Here is a 17422-nt window from a genome sequence, read left to right on the forward strand (position 1 = left end):
CGTTCCCGCTGTGATCGTTGCGCCCATTACGCTCTCGATCGTTCCGGTCGTAATCGTTGCGCTGTCGATCGAAATGTTGCTGATCGTACCGTCCATAATGACGCTTAGCAAATACCCGTTCGTATCCGTAGCCAGCGCCTGCGGCTCCAACGTAGCATCCCGGCCGAAAATTAGCGTACGCAAATTGTCCGGGTTCGGGTTAAACGAAGAAAAGTTCGGCATTCCTCATCACCTTTACCATAAAATCCGACGGATCGTCCGGGAAGCCTCAGCACAGCGCCTGCGCCTGAAAATAAACGGTCAGCGTCGTTGGCTGGTCCTCGTGCTTAGACCGGACAGTCAACCTCGTGAAACGCTGAAACCTGGCGACCGCCATAACGCGGGTCTGCCCCGGCATAATCGTCTCCTCCACGTCGGCGGCGAAATGATCTCCATCCGGTCCAACCTGAACTTGCGCAACTGCAGGAGCTCCGCCTTCGTTAATGACAGCATAGGAATATACCGTCAAATGGGCCGTACTCTGTTTCGGCAGCGGTGCGAATTCATCCGTCGTCCGCACATCAGCAAAAACCTGTTCAACGAACAAGCTGCGAGCGTGGCGCCGCTTCGTATCACAGCTCCGCTTCCTGGGCCGCCTGCCTCTCTTATGCTTGCATCCAGAGGAAGGATAGGACGATCCCCCTTTGCGGCCGCGGCTAGGTGCACTCGTCATATCATCTTCCCCTCGACGTCCATACTCCGATAATGTATGAACCGCTTACTCCTGCCGCAACGGCGTTTGTCCTCCTTCCCCGCTGCCGAATCCGAGCAGTGGAGGACGAGCGCCCTCAACCGGCCGCTTCCTTCCGCATAGTATAAATTGGCGGACTTGCCTGCACGTATTCAATGCAGGCCTTCTGCCGCAAAAGCCCGGCGCTTCACGCTGCGTGCGGGAAAGGAGCGCATCCGATCATGACGAACCATTCCGTATTTAACAACGAGAACAGCCCCGTATATATGCTTGCGAATAACGGCTACGCCTCCCCTGGCATCTTCTCTCCCTCGGAATATGATGCCGCAGCCAATCAGCGCCTGTTCTGCCTGACGACGGGCAACGTAAGCGTGGGTTCCGGTGCTAGTCTGCATCTGCAAATAACGAATCCGAATGCGAGCGGACGGACGGTGTACGTATCTCGAATCGCAGGGGGCGCATCCAACACCATAACGCTGACCGTCTACTCGGGAGGAACGATCACAGGCGGCACAACGCCGGCGCCGTTCAACGCCTTCTTCGGCAGCTCGACTACAAGCGTCGTCACGACCAGACAAAATACAGGCGCGCTCGGCGGCAGCCCGACTTCGTTCTTCACCGCCATGGCCGCGGATTTATATGTCATCGACTTGAACGGCTCGATCATTGTGCCTGCCAACCAGACGCTGACGGTTTCAGCCGGCACGGGCTCCTTAACAGCCTCGCTCAATCTGCTGTGGTGGGAAGTATAACCCGCTTAGACGGCGTTACGCCGCTGTTTCGGACAAGGAAGAGGGAGGATGCGCATGCCCAACCATTTTATATTCGACCAATCCAACAGCTCGTTCTACGGACGGCTGAAGAACAGCTATATTGAGCCAGGCATCGTTGCGCCCCCGGAGTCGAATGCGGCCGCAAACGACAGATCTTTCATCTCAAGTGCAACGAACTCCTCCAGCCTCGGCATTCTCGGCGGAACCGTAACCATCTCATTGCAGATCAGCAACCCGTTAGGAAGCGGACGCACGATGTACATAGCCGGCATCGTCGGAGGCGTCAACGTATCGCTCAGCCTTCTCTCCAGCTTCAGCGCTAGCGTCACGCTCTATCAGGGCGGCACCTTGTCGTCGCCATCCACGCTCACTCCATTCAACGCCAAGTTCGGAAGCGCTGCGGCGAGCAGCATGACCGCCCGTTCTTCAACATCCGCTCCATCAGGCGCCACTTCCTTCATGTCTTACGCGATCAATCCCGGCCTGTTCGAATTTCCGTTCCAAGGGAGTCTCGTCATCCCGCCTAACCAGATCTTCACGATGAACGTTAGTGCCTCACTGTCCGTCGCCGGCGTACTCTCCACAACGGCAACCGTGATGTGGTGGGAGGCATAATCGATGCTACTTCTTTCCCCCCGCACAATAAAAAGGCTGCCGAGTGTTGAACTCGACAGCCTTCTCCCATTTCTTACAACCGCATAGACCTGCCCTTGCTTACTTCAGCAACTCAGCCAAAGCCGCTTCCATGGCAGCCGGCGTTTCTCTTGGCTCGAACCGGGCTGCCACTTGGCCTTCCCGGTCGATGACGAACTTCGTGAAGTTCCACTTCGGATCATTGTCTTGCGCTTCGCCTTCCGGCGCTTCGACCGGCGCAGAGTCCGACAGGTAGCGGAACAGCGGAATCGCCGTCTCGCCGCGTACGTCGACTTTGGCGAAGATCGGGAACGTCACGCCGTAGTTCAGCTTGCAGAACGATTGAATGTCCTCGTTCGTACCCGGCTCCTGCTCTGCGAACTGGTTGCACGGGAAGCCGAGAATCTCAAGTCCTTGCGGCGCGAATTGTTCATACAGCGCTTGAAGTCCTTCATACTGCGGCGTCAATCCGCATTGGCTCGCCGTATTGACGATCACCAGTACCTTGCCCTTATAAGCCGACAGGCTGACCGGTTCGCCCTTCGCATTGTTAACTGTATATTCGTATACGCTCATGTTCGATTCCTCCAATTTATTGAATGATGACGGGCGCTCGCCGAACGAGTAGCCCGCCTTGCTCCTTCATTCGTCTACTGACATTATAATCCTGTCCGTCCGCCTCGCCTTGAGTCTTAAGTCTCCTGCATCTCCCGGACAAGCTGCTGCAGCTTCTCGCGCAGCCGGCTCCCTTCCTCGAGCGACAATCCCGTCTGGCAAAATACTTTCTCCGGAATATCCGTTGCGCGGACCTGAAGCGCCCTGCCTTGCTCCGTCAATTGCACGAGAACGCTCCGCTCATCCTTCGCATCTCTTGCGCGCGTAATGAGTCCCGTCGCCTCGAGCTTCTTCAGCAGCGGCGTCAGCGTCCCCGAATCAAGCAGAAGCTCCTCGCCAAGCTGCTTCACGCTCACGTTATCCTGCTCCCATAGTACAAGCAGCGTCACGTATTGCGTATACGTGAGGCCGAGTTCGTCCAGAAACGGCCGGTACAGCTTCGTCATCTCGCGCGAACAAGCATATAAAGCAAAACAAAGCTGATGTTCCAGCTTTAATTGAACCGGATAATCCGTCACGTTCTGTCTCCCTCCTTCCTCTCGCATTTATAATGTCTGCAATTGAATTGCATACAATCTTTATACATTCAAAATACCATACCCGCCTTCGCCCTGTCAAACCCATTGAATGGACGCAACCAACCCGTGTGTTCGTCGAACAGAACAAAAAAAGACTGCTCCAGCGGCAATTCCTTGCCGCCAAGCAGTCTTTCCATTTGTCTTATTTGAAATACGTCAGAAGCTCATCCACCATTTTGTTCGCGGAGATGATGCCGCCCGACGTGTTCCAGATCGCGTCGTCCACTTGATGCACATTGTTGTTTTTCGCTACGGACAAGTTTTTCCACAGCGGATCGTTCATCCACTCGTCAGCCACTTTCTGAGTCGTGTCCGAGCCGTCCGGATTGTACATGAAGTAGAACAGAATGTCGCCGTCCATGTCCGGGATACGGTCTTTGTTCACGTCATCTGCGAAACCGTCCTTCGACTGTGCTTCCGGACGTGCCATGCCGATCTGGTCGAGAATCATGCCCGAGAACGTTTCATTGTAGTAGATACGCGTTTTGTCCGGCATGAAGCGAACGATCGATACTTTCTTCTGCAGATTGTCGCCAAGCGTCGTCTTCGCATCCTCGATCTTCTTAGCGAAATCAGCCAGCAGCTTATCGCCATCTTCTTTCTTGTTCAGCGCTTCCGCATACAGCTTGAAGTTGTTCTGCCATTCGCCGCGCAGCGTCTCGGACATGACCGTCGGAGCGATTGCACTCAGTTGGTCGTACACTTTCTCTTGGCGCATTTTGTTGCCGATGATGAGATCCGGCTTCAAGCTTGCGATCAGTTCAATGTTCGGCTGCGACTCGCCGCCGAGCACTTCGACGCCTTCCATTTGATCCTTAATGTGCGGGTACCACGGGTCCCCTTCGAACGACTGTACCGCGCCGATCGGCTTAACGCCAAGCGCCAGCAGCGCCTCCGTGCCTTCATTCGTCAGGACAACGACGCGCTGCGGTGTTCCCGTCAGCTTCGTCGTGCCCATTGCATGTTTAATTTCACGGACCGATTCCGTCTGAGCGCTGCCGCTCTCCGTACCGCCCTCCGATTTCTCTTCTTTGCTTCCGCAGCCCGTCGCGACAACCGCGAATACGAGCATCAGTGCGAATAGACCGAGCCATGTCTTCTTCATTCTTTTCATCTGTTTCGACCTTCCTTTTCCCTAATCTAGGTTGTATGTAATCCGACTTATCAAAAAAACGTTCGGATGATAACGATTATCATCTTCGACACTTACCGTATCATAGTACACCGCATCAGCCTGTGTCAACGATTCTTTGAAAATGATTCTCACCATCATTGACGCTCGGTTCATCTTTGCCTAAAATTGAAGCAGCGAACAACATCGTCAGGATTCGACAAATCCACTAGCAGGAGCTAACGCTATAATGAACCCTTTACTTAAAAGCACCGGCCAGAAGGCAGGCTTTCTGGCCATCGGCTTCGTCATTATGCTTATCGCAGCAGCAGCCAGTCTGCTGTTCAATGGCAGCCATACGTTTACGCCGGCGCAGGTCTTCGATGCCTACAACCATTTCGACGGCTCGAATACGGATCTTATCATCCGCAACGTCCAAATTCCGCGTATGACGATTGCGGCGATCGTCGGAGCAAGCCTGGCTGTCGCGGGCGCCTTCATGCAAGCGATGACCCGCAACCCGCTCGCTTCGCCGTCGGTTATGGGCATTAACTCCGGGGCGGCGCTTGCCGTCGTCATCGCGCTGTCCATTGCAGGCAGCGGCGCGTTCTCCAGCTCGCAACTCATTCTAATCGCCTTCGCGGGCGCAGCCGTAACGGCGCTCGCCGTCTTCTCTCTCGGAGCAGCAGGCAAGAGCCAAGGCGAGACGCCGATCCGGGTTACGCTCGCAGGCTCGGCTGTCGCGGCATTCGCTTCAGCTTGGACGATGGGCATTCTGCTCAAGCAGAACAAGATGCTCGACGATATTCTGCTCTGGCTCGTCGGCTCCGTCTCCGGTCGGGACCTTCACCATCTGAGCGCGGTGCTTCCTTACACGATTGCCGGACTTGCCGGTGCGCTGCTTATGGCCAAGTCGGTCAATGTGCTCAGCATGGGCGAAGAGACGGCGCGCAGCCTCGGTCTTCGCATCGGGCTCGTCCGCACGGTTATGGCGCTGCTGGTCGTTCTGCTTGCCGGTTCGTCTGTGGCCGTTGCCGGCCCAATTGCATTCGTCGGCGTCATCATTCCTCATATCAGCCGGTTTCTAATCGGACACGACTACCGCTGGATCATTCCGTACTCGGTCGTGCTCGGAGCGGCGCTTCTGATGGCGGCTGATACGGTCAGCCGGTTCATCCTGCAGCCGGAGGAGCTGCCTGTCGGCGTCGCGACTGCACTGATCGGCGTCCCGTTCTTCATCTATGTCGCCAGAAGGAGAAGCTATGCGCAATCTTAAATTTACATCCGTCCTCATTCTGTTGGCTGTCGTTACGGCCGTTGCCGTCGTCGTCTGCGTCGCGGTCGGAAGCACCTATATTCCGGCATTCCGTGTCGCCAAAACATTTATCGGGCTAGGCGATGCAAGCTCTTCGCTCATTATCGTGAAACTTCGGCTGCCGCGCGTTCTTATGGCCGTGCTGGTCGGAGCGTCGCTCGCCGCTGCGGGTGCGATCCTGCAAGGGCTCGTGCGCAATCCGCTCGCTTCGCCCGACCTTGTCGGCATATCCGGCGGTGCGACGGTGGCGTCGATTCTGTTCCTGACCTTCTCCGGCGGCGAACTAAGCATCCAGTGGGTGCCGCTGTTCGCGATTGTTGGCGCGTTCATTACGGCAGCCATCAACTATGCAGCCGCTTGGCGCAAAGGAATATCGCCGCTGCGTTTCGTCCTGATCGGCATATCGCTTGCTACCGCGATGGGGGCGCTTACGACGTTCGCCTTAAAGATCGGCCCGCCGTATATGGCTTCGCAAGCGCTCGGCTGGATGACCGGCACGTTGTACGGAACGGCCTGGATGCACGTATGGACGCTGCTTCCGTGGGCAGCCGTTCTGTTGTTCGCCGCGATCTATATGTCGCGCTACTTGAACGTGCTCGAGCTCGGCGACGAGCTTGCGGTCGGCATCGGCACGCCAGTGCAGCGCACACGGCTGCTCATGCTCGCGCTCAGCGTCGGCTTGACCGGTGCAGCCGTCGGCATGGCCGGCGGCATCGGCTTCATCGGCCTGATGGCACCGCATATTGCGCGCCGTCTCGTCGGGCCGAAATACGGGCGGTTGCTGCCGACGTCCGCCTTGATCGGCGCCCTCCTATTGCTGGCCGCCGACCTTGCCGGACGCACGCTGCTGCTGCCGAGCGACATACCGGCTGGTGTATTCACCGCCGCGATCGGCGCGCCGTTCTTCCTGTACTTGCTGCTTGCTAAGCGCAAAGGCTCCCGCAGCTAGCTTATATCAACGAACAAAGGCATCCTGTCACGCGCCAAAGCGCAGCAGGATGCCTTTTGATTCTCGAGCAATAGGGCTATTGTGATGGGTTGCCTGTTCCGAACGCCATCAGTCTCCGGTAACGAATCAGCATCGCCAGCCGCCAAGGCACAAGCATGCCGAATGCGAGCAGGAAGAACAGAGCCCCCGTCTGTGGAACGGTCACATACCGCTCGACAATATCATGCAGCGCAATACGGGCGATGAACAGTCCGATAATGATGTAAATAAACATACGCGAACGCCGCAGAAAAACTTCCTCGCCTACCCGTTCAAAATTCGACGTCGCGATCAGCGGCGGCGCGAACAGGAGAATGCCTGCCGCCAAGGCGGCCAGCGCCCAGAGCAGGGAGACATGCGTCAGCGGTGAGACGAACATAAGAAAACCGGTCGACATGCCGACCGGCGGCATAATAATTTTGCGCAGAGACGTCGGCTTGTTAGAGGCTTTCATTCTGACCGCTATTACGGTCGCCCCGGCGACAATCGACATAAACAATGAACCATATTGAACGAGCTGGGCCGATGCCTGCATCGCTTGTCCTCCTCTTGCCGCGTACTTGTCCGAATCCGAACGTTATGAATAATTTCATCGTACTTGAAAAACTTCCATCCCGCAAGTAAACGGCCGTAATAGGCTAAAGAGACTCAAAGACGCGCGCACCTTCATGGGCACGCGCGCCGTATAGTGCAGTAAAAGAGAACTACTTCGCTTCTATGACTTTGAACACATTTTGCAGAATGACGAAAGTCTGTTCATACGTCAGCTTGCCCTTCGGCGTGAACAGGCCCCCGCCCGTCCCCTTCATGAGCGACAACGCCGTTGCCTTATAGACATTGTCCTTCGCCCAGGCTGCAATGGTGCCGTCGTCCCCGAATTTGACCTTGCCGGTCAGCTCTGCCCCCGCCGGTGCGAACGCCGATGTGCCGCTCGACAGCTGGAAAGCCGCGTTGTACAAGTTAAGCAGCAGCGTTGCCGCCTGCTCGCGCGTAATCGTATCGTACGGAGTGAATTTGCTCCCCGACGTTCCTTGGATAATGCCGAGCTTGTTCGCCAGCGTCACGCGCCAATCGTCGACATCCCGGAACGGAGAATTACCGTAGGCGACATCGTCATTGTACAGATTGCGGCCAACGGCCGTCTCCATCATTTGAACCGCAAGGCCCGTGAACTCGTATCTCGAAATCGGCTTCTGGTACGAATGATCGTAGCTTGCATCGACAAGGCCGTTCCCTTTTGCAGCCGCATAGTCCAGTACCGCCCACTTGCTGACTTTCTCGCCTTTATCCCGGACTTGAATGTAAACCTCGCGGCTCGTTCCCAGATAGTCGTCGACCGACACGCTGGCGCTGCCAGCGCGGATGCCTTTCACCACGCCGTTCGCGTCCACCGTTGCAACCGTCTTATCGCTGCTTCGGAACGTATTCCCGATCTTCTGCGCTCCGTTCCGGAGGCCGAGCTGAACCGTCTCCCCTTTGTCCAGTTGAATCGGGTAACGCGCTACCGGGCTCGTCAGCAATCGGAAGAAGGTCGTCTTGAAAGAAACCTCCCTCTGCCCGCCGCTATTGTCATACAAACCGGTAATCCGCACTTGATAGGTATCATCATCACCGTACTTCTCGACGCCGTCCGGCCGTAAAATAACGGCGAACGGGATGCCGTATCCGCTCGTTTCGACATTGAAATAGCGGCCCGATTTGTTGGTATCGCCGGAATCGAACGTCCATGTGCGGCCGTCCCGCTCCCGCTTCAGCTCCGCTTTGATATCGGAAATCCGGCTCTTATCGTAACGCTTCGGATTCAAGGATACCGACCATGCATCGCCTGCCGCGAACAACTCTTGCGGAAAATGACCCGCCGAAGGCCATGCCACATAGTCGTAGCTGACCTCGCTGCTGCGGTCCCGATTGAACGCATACATCGAGGCGTATGGCGCCGAGTAACCGTCCTTCTGCGCGGCATACACCATCCCGAACATCGTCTTCTGCATCTCCGGGTTCAGAATCCAGCGCCGGTGTCCGAGCCGGTCGATATTCGACGAATCGCTGTCCGACATATAGCCGAGTACGTTATCGTAGAACGTTCGGCTGCCCATGAACAAATTGCTTGTACTTGTGCCGGCATGGCCGAGGTTAAACTGCTCCCCGTCCATATCTGCCGGCTTCGACGGATAATGGGTGAGCTCGTTATTGACTGCATTGACCAGCGCAGCCGTCTGCTCCTGCTGCTCCAGCGGCCAATCGGCGGTCAAATCGTCAGGCAGACCGGCCAACTACCGGACGAAATTGGCGGCATTCAAGCCGTCTTCTATGTATGCTTGTTTGATTTTTCCTGCCGAATAAGGAGGCGTAACGCGCGGCGCGATCTCGTAGATGCGGTCTGCCGCCATATAATTGCTCCCGGTCTCCATCGGACGGTACTGCAACCACTTGTCCACGATATCCTGCTTCGTCCGGTTCGCTGTCAGTTGCAAAGCGTCCGCTGCTGCTGCTTGCGATTTCGGTGACTCCGCCGTCCAGCCAATGGACAGCACCAGAGCGGCCGCCACCAGAAACCCGCATGGCTTGCACAATAACCCGTTCATCTTGCTGTAAACATCCTTTCATGACATTGTTGCAGGAAAGCTTGTATGGTTAGCCATCATGCTGTCTTCCAAACAATTCCTATTTCTATTCGCTATTATTTTACAAATTCCTCCATGACCCGCGAATATCTTCGAATCAATAGCAGCTTGCCAACACTTTGACCGCGCTTTGACCGCACCCTCCATCCATTAACCACCTGCCGGAATAAGGAAACCGGGCTGTACAATACTCCCGGCTTCATTCGCTGAACGGAGAATGACTTTTCAACACGGCCGATCCTTCAGCACAGAACAACACAACCAATCCTTCAACAAAACATGGACAATCCTTCAGCACAGAACAACACAACCAATCCTTCAACATAACAAAGCCGATCCTTCAGCACAACGCAGCCTGCCAGTCATTTCATCATTTGAAAATTACATCTCATTCCATCTCATTGCACTTCATACAACGAGAAACGAATAACTTCCCTCCATAACTGATTTAATTGCACTTTATACAATCGAAAAAGTCACTCGAATGGCAAAAGGGTCCTTTTGGAGTCATTGTCGGCGGTAAGTGATTGTACGTAATACAACGAAGATAGGGATAGGGGCGATCAAAGGGGAGTTTCATTGCACAAATTACAATGAACTCATGGAGCAGGGGGGGGCCTATACACGCCGTGGGCCGCAACAGCATAAAGCCCCCGCCTCCGCGGTAACGTCCGCAGAGACAAGGGCTTAGGAAAGGCGCGCTTATTAGCTGCGCGGAACATGCTTGCCGAGATCGATGCCGAGCCCGGCAGCAAGACGGCTGCCGAATTGGATATCGGCGCGGAAGAAGTTGCATACGGCGAGAAGCTGCGTCTGCTGAGGCACCTGCCGCAGCTCGCCGCTCAGGTTCTGAATGAGCCATTCGCACTCCTCCTCCGGCAGCGTACGGTACCGTTGGCCGGCCTGCGTGAAATCGTCTGCCCCCGCGGCGTACCCGCCTCTCGCGGGACTTTGCAGCGAGTCCTCGCTGTCGTCATCAAATGCCTGTGCCTGCTGCATCCTTGGCTGGCCGCAGTCCGGCTCTGAAGGTTCTGAAGCATCAATACCCGGCACAAGTGCGCTTGGCGCGAATACGGACCGTTCAACCTCGGTGAAATAGCTGACCGGGTTCTGATTGAGCGTCATCGTTCCCACCTTCACGAGCGGGAACTGGTCCTCCGGCCATATCTTCGTCGGGTCAAGCGGATCGAACGGCAGCGCCACTTTCTCTTCAGGCTTCAACAGCTGCACATGCAGCTCCCATTGCGGGAAGCCGCCAAGCTCGATCGCCGCATACAAATCACGGGTGGCATGGCTGAAATCGTTCGCCTGCATCTCGGCTGCTTCAGGGGGCGTAAAGTTGGCGGTCCCTTGCTTCGACCGCCAATGATATTTAATATAAGTCCGCTTGCCTTCAGCATTAGTCCATTGGAAAGGATGGACGCCGTAGCCGTTCATCTGCCGATAGTTAGCCGGCGTGCCGTCATTGGAGAACAGCCACGTAAGCATATGCGTCGTCTCGGGCATACGCGTCATATAGTCCCAGTATTGAGCCAACATCTGCTCGCTCATGTCCGGTGACAGCTTTATCGCATGCAACATATCAGATAACTTAGCCGCATCGCGGGCGAATGACACCGGCAGATGGCTGCCGACGATATCGTAGATACCATCCTGCGTATAGAATTTCACTGCGAAACCGCGCGGATCGCGTGCTGTCTCGGGAGAGCCCTGTCCGTGCATAACGCTCGAGAACCTGGCGAACACAGCGGTTTCTTGGCCTTCCTTTTGGATAAAATGTGCTTTTGTATACGCCGCCATCGAATGCTCGGTGACGAATACGCCGCGTGCGCCTGCCCCTCTCGCTTGGGCGCCACGCTCCGCAATGCGCTCCCGGTCCAACTGCTGCGGTTTCCCCGTCCAACGACCGTCCCCCATCCGAAACGCCTCGTGCTGCCCATCCGTTCGAATGCTCGGACCTTCTCCAACCGGCACGCCTTGGTTCGCTGTCCTATGCTCGTTCATCTCGATCTTCTCCTCTCATCTCGCTAACGGTTATGCGGCTAGTACGCCGCTTATTCATGTGAATTTATTGAATTTAGACTTAATCTAATCCAATGACACATGGACAACCAAGGCCTCGCATGAGCCGACGTTAAGCGTTAGAAGAGGTTTCGATGAACTCGCATCTCCTATATGATCTACTGGTGTCAGCCGGAATAAGCACTCGTCGTTAATGCCGAGGAATAGCCTGCACGATGCGAAGGCCGTTCATCCGCGAGCCGGTAACCTGCACCGCGTACGGTGGCGACATATTTCGGGAAAACAGCGTTATCGCCGAGCTTCTTGCGCAGCGTCTTCACATGAACGTCCACCGTGTTGCTGTTGCCGAATAAGGAGCAGCCCCAGATCCGCTCGGTAATCGTCTCCCGTGTCAGCACGCTTCCTCCGGCATTCAGCAGAACGAGCAGCAGCTCATATTCTGTTCTCGTAAGCCGCAGCTCGCGGCTGTCCCGGTACACAGCCATCCGTCCGGTATCGATCAACAAATCTTTGAACGGCCGCGAACCCCCGCCTGCGCCAGAACCTGCACCTTGCAACTGCCATTGGCCGGCGCCAGCTGTCCGGACGATGCGTCTTGCATGAAGCAGCACCTCCGCGGCGCTGCCTGGCCATAGCAGCATCTCGTCCACGCCTCCTTCAGACAGACGCTTCGCGAGCGTTGTCTCTGTGACGAGGAACAGCACGCGGGATGCAGCGATCCCGAGCGGCTCGAACATTCGGACAGCAGCAGACGGAGACGCCGGAACAGCCTGCGCTTCTCCCGTCATGTCGCAAATCAGCATATCCGGCGCAAGCTGGGCAATGAAGCCCGGCTCCGGGAGCTGATGGGTCAGGAACACGTCAAAGCCGTCGTCAATAAGCAGACTGACTGCCTCTTGCATCGGTACGGGCTTGCCGCTGACGATCATGATGCGGCGTCTAGCGGATGGATTACCGTTTACTTGTCGTTCTGAACCGAACATTCTTCACACACTCCTTCGAGCACCACGGACGCGTGATGCACTTGATAATGGGTTTCCTGTGCAGCTCTTGCCAGCCATTCCGCAGGCAGCTCCATCGTCACCTCATCGACGCGTCCGCAGCGTACGCACACGATATGATGGTGATCTTCCGTTCTGGCATCATAGCGCGAAGCCGTTTCGCCCAGCTTCAGCTCCTTGACCAGCCCGGCCTCCGTCAGATAACGCAGCGAATTGTATACCGTTCCATAAGCGAACAGATGGCCTTGTGCACGAAGCCGGTCCATCACATCAGCCGCCGTCGGGTGATCGTGTGCCTGCTGAAGGATCTCCAGCACTGCCTTGCGCTGAGTCGTCAAATTTAATTTCATAATGGTCATCCTTTATCCTGAATAATATCGTTAGTGCGGCGGTTGCTGCACACGTTATTACTTATTGTTCTTATTTTATAATTATTATAAATTTAGAATTAGTTCAAGTCAATGACCATTGCTAAAATAGAGCATGCCACAACCTGGCATATGTTATGCTTACGGAAGGAGGTGCTGCCCAATGCTGCTGCATCGCGGCGAGGTACTGTTTCGGCAGGGGGAATCGGGGTCGCTGTTCCGGCTTCATTCCGGTCTGCTCAAGATCGTTCGCGTCCGCGAGGACGGAACGGTGCTGCTGCTTAATTTCATCATTCCTGGGGAAGTCATTCCCCATCATTCGCTTATATCGCCTAAAGCGTTTCATGGCACCGCAATCGCGCTCGTCACCAGCGAGGTCGAAACCATTCCAGCCGCTGAATGGTACGCGAGGCTTGCCGTCGACGCTCCCGCAGCGCTGGAGGCTGCCCAACTGCTTCAAGGCAAGCTTCGCATGATGCAAGAGAGGATCGACCAACTGGCGCTCAGCAGTCCGGCGGACAAGCTGGAGTCGTTCCGCCGCTGGATCGAAACCTATGTTCCTCCGGAAACAAAACTGACCGATCTGCTCACTCAGGAGGAGATCGGTCAGTTCCTAGCCATTCGCCGGGAGACAGTCAACCGGCTGCTGCGCGGCTAAGCGCGGCTTGGCGATACGATATTAGCTTACAGCTGTGAAGCCGGGCCGAAAAACTCGTACCGGATGCGGTCGTTCTCGACGCCCAGCGATTGCAGCGCTTCGACCATCGCCCGCATGAATGGAACCGGTCCGCAAATGTAATACACGGCATCCGCTGGAGATTCCGCCGCAAGATACGCGGCATCGATCCGGCCTTCACGGTCGAACAGCCCGGCTGCGCGGTCCGCTTCGGTCGGCTGCTCGTATACGAACCGAACCTTCGCGGATTCGCCGATCCGGCCGGCTGCCGCCAGCACTTCATCGCGCAGTGCATGCACGCTGCCGCTTAGCGCTGAATGCATGTACAGGACCGCCCTGCCCGGCTGTATGCCCTTCGCGGCATCGGCGGCCAGCGTATGCAGCATGCTCGTCATCGGCGTCAATCCAACGCCGCCGCTAAGCAGGACGACCGGACGGCTGTCTTGCCGGTCGAGCAGGAATTCGCCTGCAGGAGCCGACAGATCCAGCACGTCGCCCGCGTTAACCTGCTGATGCAGATAGTTGGACACGAGACCGCCTTCCTCACGCTTCACCGACAGACGGTAATACGGCTTGCCAGGCTCGCAGGACAAGCTGTACTGGCGGTTCGCCGTATTCGGACTCCCCGGAACGTTCACCTTCACCGTTATATACTGACCCGGTTCGAATGAAGCGATCGCCGCTCCATCTTGCGGAACGAGATAGAACGACGTAATCACTTCGCTCTCTGCCACCTTGCGGTCCACGACGAAAGGCCGGAAATCCGCCCAGCCGCCAACGGCTTGCTCCGCTTCTTTGTACATCTCCGCTTCTATGCTGATAAACACATCGGCGATGACGCCGTATGCTTCTCCCCACGCCGCCAATATTTCCGGCGTCGCCGCTTCACCCAGCACTTCTTGGATCGCGGCAAGCAGATTCTCGCCGACGATCGGATACTGGTCGGCTGTGATGCCAAGGCTCCGGTGCTTGTGCGCGATGACGCGGACGGCAGGCAATATCGCCGGCAAATTATCGATATGCGCAGCAGCGGCGTAGACCGCATTGGCAAGCGCCTGCGGCTGCTTTCCCTGCTTCTGGTGCGCGTGATTGAAGATATTCAGCAGCTCTGGATGACGGCTGAACATTCTTTTATAGAAATGCTCCGTTATCGTTCTTCCGTGCTCCGCCAATACCGGAACGGTCGACTTGATTGTTGCAATTGTTGCTTCGCTCAACATAATCATTCGCTCCCCTTCAAGGTTCAAATATCGTTTCTCTTCTTCCTCTTCGATTATACTTCTCTGCCTTCTTCCCGCTGTGTGATTCGAATCACATCAAGCTTGAATTTCTTTTGAACAACTTCACGAAAGCTGTAACATTCGTAAACCTCCTCTCGTCTATCGTTATGTCTTACACACCACACACCTTATGTAATCGCCAGGAGGCCCATCATGAAGAAATCGCCATTCAAAATGCTCACTCTCGCAACAGCAGGCGCTTGTCTGCTCACCCTCTCCGTACCGCTCGCATCGGCTCAAGATGCCGCTAGTCCGGAACCTGTCGCTATCGTTCCGATCTCTGCCCAGCTTGACCCTGGCAGCGAGCCGGTGACGGCTGTTCCGATCTCCGCACAACTGGATCCGAGCAATGGCCCGGTCACGGCTGTTCCCATCTCGGCTGAGATCCCGAACGCCCAAACGGTTACTGTGACGAAGAAGCAGCTTGAGGTAGACTTCCCTGCCGATGTTATCAAGGTTACGATTGAGCTCCCGGTAATTAGCGGCATGACGGATGCCAGCTACCAAGAGAAGTTGAACAAGGCGATTGAGAAGACTGCCCTGGCGGACTTGGAATCGATGAAGAAACCAGCCGCAGAAGACAAGGCATCTGCTGAGCAATACGATTATCCATTCCGTCAGCACGAGCTCTATGTGTCCTATGAAGTGAAGTCAGACGGCAATGCCGACAGCGGCAATGTGTTGTCGATTCTCGTCAATACCTATATGTACACCGGCGGAGCGCACGGCATGACGCGCGTCGATTCCTATAATGCGCAGACGAATGCCGAAGCATCCACGCTGACGTTGAAGCAAGCGCTGGGCGAGGGCGGCCTTAAGAAGGCCAACAACGCCGTATACCAGCAAATTCTTAAAAATCGGGACAACTACTACACGGATGTATTCGATATTTTCAAAGGGATTTCAGCCGAGATGCCTTTCTTCATGGAGAACGGAACCGTCAATCTTGTCTTCCAGCAGTATGAAATCGCTCCTTACGCAAGCGGCGTCAACTACGTCGCCGTAACCGACAAAGCCGGCGCAATCGGAACGGTTACGCTGACACCGGCAGGCCCGGCGAACGCACGGCTCGTACCGCTCCGCCAAGCAGCAGAAGCGCTCGGCTACAAGATTGTCTGGAACAACCGCACGCAGAGCGTCGAGCTGTCCCGCGGTGCGCAGTGGACTTCCGTTACGGTCGGCAAGAACAGCTATTTCGCGAATAAGATGGCTCCAGTAAAGCTTAGCGCTGCACCGACTGTCATCAAAGGCACTGTATACGTGCCCGTTCACTTCTTCGACAGCATTCTGAAGCTACGCGTCATTGCGAACGACTCCGGCTCCATTACGATCAGCGGCTAATTAGGACAAAATAAGGGCCGTTTCTCCTTGGCGATAGTCATGATGCCAAAGAGGAACGACCCTTATTCATCTTCCAATGCTTTCTTCGTCTGCTCGACGATCCGCATGAACGTCTTGAACGCCTTCGGCGTCATCTCACGCTTCGCGCGCAGAATGAACTGCACTTCCGGCTCATACAACACGCTTTCTTCCTTCACAAGCCCAGAGACGGGAGCATACCCGGCCTGCATCAACAACTCATTCAAGTCGACACCGTTCAGTGCCTGACCGAGCGCGACGACCGTTTCCCGGGATGGAGAGAACCGCCCCTTCTCGATGGAGCTGATGAACGAATAGCTGATGCCGGATCGGTCCGCCAAATCCCGCAGCGACAAATTATTCGTTAAGCGGAGCCGCCGAATGGTAAGTCCGAACTCTTTCTTATCCGTCCATTCGCTATCCATTCCCACAATCACCCAACACCATCTTACTTGTTTCGTCTCGCGAAACACAATCTTTTGCCCAAAACATGTGAACCTAACCGAAACAAATGTGTTGTCATTCAACACAATTTACTGTATATTATTTTCATGGACAATTTTGTAACTTATGTCGATTACTACTTTTGTTGGCGGTGATTTGAATGGCTCCCCCTGCAGTAATCGGGAATCGTATTTCCCGAGTTCGCAAGCTGCGCGGAATTACCCAGCAGCAATTGGCCGATGCGCTCGGCATCGACCGGGCTTCTCTGTCACAGATCGAGACGGGACGTTATTCCCCGCGAGCGGAGACGATTCGCAAGCTCTCCGACTACTTCCAGTTGCCGATCGGCGATCTGTTCTTTAACCCTACGCTTCCGTCCGACCGCGATCGGCTCGGCACCGTACTCGTTCCCGTCGTGAACAAGTAGACAAGCCCAAGTCCTCTTCAGCATGATGCACCTGCCGGTGAGCGACAACAAGAAGAAGCCGCCCCGACCGCCTCCTATAGAGGCAGCCGGGACGGCTTCTTCTCGTGCCGCTGCGCTTAACTTAATGCGCAACCGTATTATAAGCCATAATCCAGATCGAGCCGGCAACGACGACGACCAGAATCAGCACCGCGAATAACAGCGCGGCAATGTTCCACTTCGCGTTCTCGCCTTCCTTCAGATGCATGAAGAACCAGAGCTGTACGGCGAATTGCAGGACGGCAAGGATGAGAATCAGCACAATCGTGCCGTTCTTGCTCATCATATCGTTCATAACGACGACGAGCGGAATGATCGTCAAGACGATCGACAGGAGAAACCCGATTACGTAAGATTTCAGCGAGCCGTGCCCGCCTTCATGGCCATCATGACCATGTCCGTGCCCGTGAGAGCCGTGCGAATGCGTCGATTGCGCCAT

Annotated in this window: 20 protein-coding genes and 1 pseudogene; 7 read left to right on the forward strand and 14 right to left on the reverse strand. The window is 55.7% G+C overall.

Annotated features, from left to right (window positions below; translation table 11 throughout):
- Together PKO01S_RS10145 and PKO01S_RS10150 are read right to left on the reverse strand one after the other, a co-directional pair.
- A pseudogene (locus PKO01S_RS10145) lies at positions 1–222 on the reverse strand (DUF6385 domain-containing protein); the annotation flags it as partial.
- 46 nt (positions 223–268) lie between these two features.
- Positions 269–712 (reverse strand): DUF6385 domain-containing protein, encoded by a 444-nt coding sequence (locus tag PKO01S_RS10150; protein ID WP_127531228.1) that lies wholly within the window; start codon positions 710–712, stop codon positions 269–271.
- A gap of 239 nt (positions 713–951) precedes the next feature.
- On the opposite strand from PKO01S_RS10150, the gene PKO01S_RS10155 reads away from it, so the two are divergent.
- On the forward strand, positions 952–1482 hold the full coding sequence (locus PKO01S_RS10155) for a hypothetical protein (protein WP_127531229.1): 531 nt from the start codon (positions 952–954) through the stop codon (positions 1480–1482).
- Positions 1483–1536: 54 nt separating this feature from the next.
- The gene (locus tag PKO01S_RS10160; protein WP_127531230.1) at positions 1537–2118 is read left to right on the forward strand and encodes a hypothetical protein; all 582 of its coding nucleotides are present in this window, start codon (positions 1537–1539) and stop codon (positions 2116–2118) included.
- 99 nt (positions 2119–2217) lie between these two features.
- Here the strand turns inward: PKO01S_RS10160 and PKO01S_RS10165 are convergent, their stop codons facing one another.
- The 3 genes from PKO01S_RS10165 to PKO01S_RS10175 form a co-directional block, all read right to left on the reverse strand.
- A complete protein-coding gene (locus tag PKO01S_RS10165; RefSeq protein WP_127531231.1) occupies positions 2218–2712 on the reverse strand; it encodes a glutathione peroxidase in 495 nt (164 codons plus the stop codon).
- Between the two features lie 116 nt (positions 2713–2828).
- Positions 2829–3269 (reverse strand): MarR family winged helix-turn-helix transcriptional regulator, encoded by a 441-nt coding sequence (locus PKO01S_RS10170; protein ID WP_246070521.1) that lies wholly within the window; start codon positions 3267–3269, stop codon positions 2829–2831.
- 202 nt (positions 3270–3471) lie between these two features.
- Complete coding sequence (locus tag PKO01S_RS10175; RefSeq protein WP_127531233.1) at positions 3472–4443, reverse strand: ABC transporter substrate-binding protein; 972 nt, start codon at positions 4441–4443, stop codon at positions 3472–3474.
- 247 nt (positions 4444–4690) lie between these two features.
- Here PKO01S_RS10175 and PKO01S_RS10180 point away from each other — a divergent pair, with 247 nt between their 5' ends.
- A complete protein-coding gene (locus PKO01S_RS10180) occupies positions 4691–5716 on the forward strand; it encodes a FecCD family ABC transporter permease (protein WP_127531234.1) in 1026 nt (341 codons plus the stop codon).
- The gene (locus tag PKO01S_RS10185) at positions 5703–6704 is read left to right on the forward strand and encodes a FecCD family ABC transporter permease (RefSeq protein WP_127531235.1); all 1002 of its coding nucleotides are present in this window, start codon (positions 5703–5705) and stop codon (positions 6702–6704) included. Before PKO01S_RS10180 ends, PKO01S_RS10185 begins: the two co-directional genes overlap by 14 nt.
- A 76-nt stretch (positions 6705–6780) precedes the next feature.
- On the opposite strand, the gene PKO01S_RS10190 is transcribed toward PKO01S_RS10185, so the two are convergent.
- From PKO01S_RS10190 to PKO01S_RS10215, 6 genes are all read right to left on the reverse strand, one after another.
- Entirely contained in the window at positions 6781–7278 is a 498-nt protein-coding gene (locus PKO01S_RS10190; protein ID WP_127531236.1) for a CcdC family protein, read from the reverse strand.
- A gap of 169 nt (positions 7279–7447) precedes the next feature.
- Positions 7448–8995, reverse strand: coding sequence for an S-layer homology domain-containing protein (locus PKO01S_RS10195; protein WP_164779558.1), 1548 nt, complete (start codon positions 8993–8995; stop codon positions 7448–7450).
- A gap of 21 nt (positions 8996–9016) precedes the next feature.
- The gene (locus PKO01S_RS10200; RefSeq protein WP_127531238.1) at positions 9017–9328 is read right to left on the reverse strand and encodes a hypothetical protein; all 312 of its coding nucleotides are present in this window, start codon (positions 9326–9328) and stop codon (positions 9017–9019) included.
- Positions 9329–10072: 744 nt separating this feature from the next.
- On the reverse strand, positions 10073–11377 hold the full coding sequence (locus PKO01S_RS10205; RefSeq protein WP_407669643.1) for a catalase: 1305 nt from the start codon (positions 11375–11377) through the stop codon (positions 10073–10075).
- A 179-nt stretch (positions 11378–11556) separates the two neighbouring features.
- Positions 11557–12372 carry a winged helix-turn-helix transcriptional regulator gene (locus PKO01S_RS10210; protein WP_127531240.1) on the reverse strand — a complete coding sequence of 272 codons (816 nt, stop codon included), beginning with the start codon at positions 12370–12372 and terminating at the stop codon, positions 11557–11559.
- Positions 12348–12743, reverse strand: a complete 396-nt coding sequence (locus PKO01S_RS10215; RefSeq protein WP_127531320.1) for a Fur family transcriptional regulator — start codon at positions 12741–12743, stop codon at positions 12348–12350. The genes PKO01S_RS10210 and PKO01S_RS10215 overlap by 25 nt, the downstream gene beginning before the upstream one ends.
- Positions 12744–12921: 178 nt before the next feature.
- Here PKO01S_RS10215 and PKO01S_RS10220 point away from each other — a divergent pair, with 178 nt between their 5' ends.
- Positions 12922–13416, forward strand: coding sequence for a Crp/Fnr family transcriptional regulator (locus PKO01S_RS10220; protein WP_127531241.1), 495 nt, complete (start codon positions 12922–12924; stop codon positions 13414–13416).
- 26 nt (positions 13417–13442) lie between these two features.
- Here the strand turns inward: PKO01S_RS10220 and hmpA are convergent, their stop codons facing one another.
- Positions 13443–14654, reverse strand: coding sequence for an NO-inducible flavohemoprotein (gene hmpA / locus PKO01S_RS10225; protein WP_127531242.1), 1212 nt, complete (start codon positions 14652–14654; stop codon positions 13443–13445).
- Between the two features lie 213 nt (positions 14655–14867).
- Between hmpA and PKO01S_RS10230 the strand changes: the two genes are divergently transcribed.
- A complete protein-coding gene (locus PKO01S_RS10230; RefSeq protein ID WP_127531243.1) occupies positions 14868–16055 on the forward strand; it encodes a PdaC/SigV domain-containing protein in 1188 nt (395 codons plus the stop codon).
- 62 nt (positions 16056–16117) lie between these two features.
- Here PKO01S_RS10230 and PKO01S_RS10235 read toward each other — a convergent pair whose 3' ends face one another.
- Positions 16118–16498: a helix-turn-helix domain-containing protein gene (locus tag PKO01S_RS10235; protein WP_127531244.1), complete on the reverse strand. Its 381-nt coding sequence runs from the start codon at positions 16496–16498 to the stop codon at positions 16118–16120.
- 179 nt (positions 16499–16677) lie between these two features.
- Here PKO01S_RS10235 and PKO01S_RS10240 point away from each other — a divergent pair, with 179 nt between their 5' ends.
- Positions 16678–16944: a helix-turn-helix transcriptional regulator gene (locus PKO01S_RS10240; RefSeq protein WP_127531245.1), complete on the forward strand. Its 267-nt coding sequence runs from the start codon at positions 16678–16680 to the stop codon at positions 16942–16944.
- A gap of 121 nt (positions 16945–17065) precedes the next feature.
- Here PKO01S_RS10240 and cyoD read toward each other — a convergent pair whose 3' ends face one another.
- On the reverse strand, positions 17066–17422 hold the full coding sequence (cyoD, locus tag PKO01S_RS10245) for a cytochrome o ubiquinol oxidase subunit IV (protein WP_127531246.1): 357 nt from the start codon (positions 17420–17422) through the stop codon (positions 17066–17068).

It is taken from the genome of Paenibacillus kobensis NBRC 15729, from assembly GCF_004000825.1.
GTDB classification, from domain to species: Bacteria; Bacillota; Bacilli; order Paenibacillales; family Paenibacillaceae; genus Paenibacillus_T; species Paenibacillus_T kobensis.

Excerpts from the sequence above, each read along its gene's own strand:
- hmpA (WP_127531242.1), bottom strand. The coding sequence starts at position 14,654 with ATGTTGAGCGAAGCAACAATTGCAACAATCAAGTCGACCGTTCCGGTA.
- cyoD (WP_127531246.1), bottom strand. The coding sequence starts at position 17,422 with ATGGCGCAATCGACGCATTCGCACGGCTCTCACGGGCACGGACATGGT.
- PKO01S_RS10210 (WP_127531240.1), bottom strand. The coding sequence starts at position 12,372 with ATGTTCGGTTCAGAACGACAAGTAAACGGTAATCCATCCGCTAGACGC.
- PKO01S_RS10185 (WP_127531235.1), top strand. The coding sequence starts at position 5,703 with ATGCGCAATCTTAAATTTACATCCGTCCTCATTCTGTTGGCTGTCGTT.
- PKO01S_RS10160 (WP_127531230.1), top strand. The coding sequence starts at position 1,537 with ATGCCCAACCATTTTATATTCGACCAATCCAACAGCTCGTTCTACGGA.
- PKO01S_RS10150 (WP_127531228.1), bottom strand. The coding sequence starts at position 712 with ATGACGAGTGCACCTAGCCGCGGCCGCAAAGGGGGATCGTCCTATCCT.
- PKO01S_RS10235 (WP_127531244.1), bottom strand. The coding sequence starts at position 16,498 with ATGGATAGCGAATGGACGGATAAGAAAGAGTTCGGACTTACCATTCGG.
- PKO01S_RS10200 (WP_127531238.1), bottom strand. The coding sequence starts at position 9,328 with ATGAACGGGTTATTGTGCAAGCCATGCGGGTTTCTGGTGGCGGCCGCT.
- PKO01S_RS10165 (WP_127531231.1), bottom strand. The coding sequence starts at position 2,712 with ATGAGCGTATACGAATATACAGTTAACAATGCGAAGGGCGAACCGGTC.
- PKO01S_RS10240 (WP_127531245.1), top strand. The coding sequence starts at position 16,678 with ATGGCTCCCCCTGCAGTAATCGGGAATCGTATTTCCCGAGTTCGCAAG.
- PKO01S_RS10180 (WP_127531234.1), top strand. The coding sequence starts at position 4,691 with ATGAACCCTTTACTTAAAAGCACCGGCCAGAAGGCAGGCTTTCTGGCC.
- PKO01S_RS10175 (WP_127531233.1), bottom strand. The coding sequence starts at position 4,443 with ATGAAAAGAATGAAGAAGACATGGCTCGGTCTATTCGCACTGATGCTC.
- PKO01S_RS10220 (WP_127531241.1), top strand. The coding sequence starts at position 12,922 with ATGCTGCTGCATCGCGGCGAGGTACTGTTTCGGCAGGGGGAATCGGGG.
- PKO01S_RS10230 (WP_127531243.1), top strand. The coding sequence starts at position 14,868 with ATGAAGAAATCGCCATTCAAAATGCTCACTCTCGCAACAGCAGGCGCT.
- PKO01S_RS10155 (WP_127531229.1), top strand. The coding sequence starts at position 952 with ATGACGAACCATTCCGTATTTAACAACGAGAACAGCCCCGTATATATG.
- PKO01S_RS10190 (WP_127531236.1), bottom strand. The coding sequence starts at position 7,278 with ATGCAGGCATCGGCCCAGCTCGTTCAATATGGTTCATTGTTTATGTCG.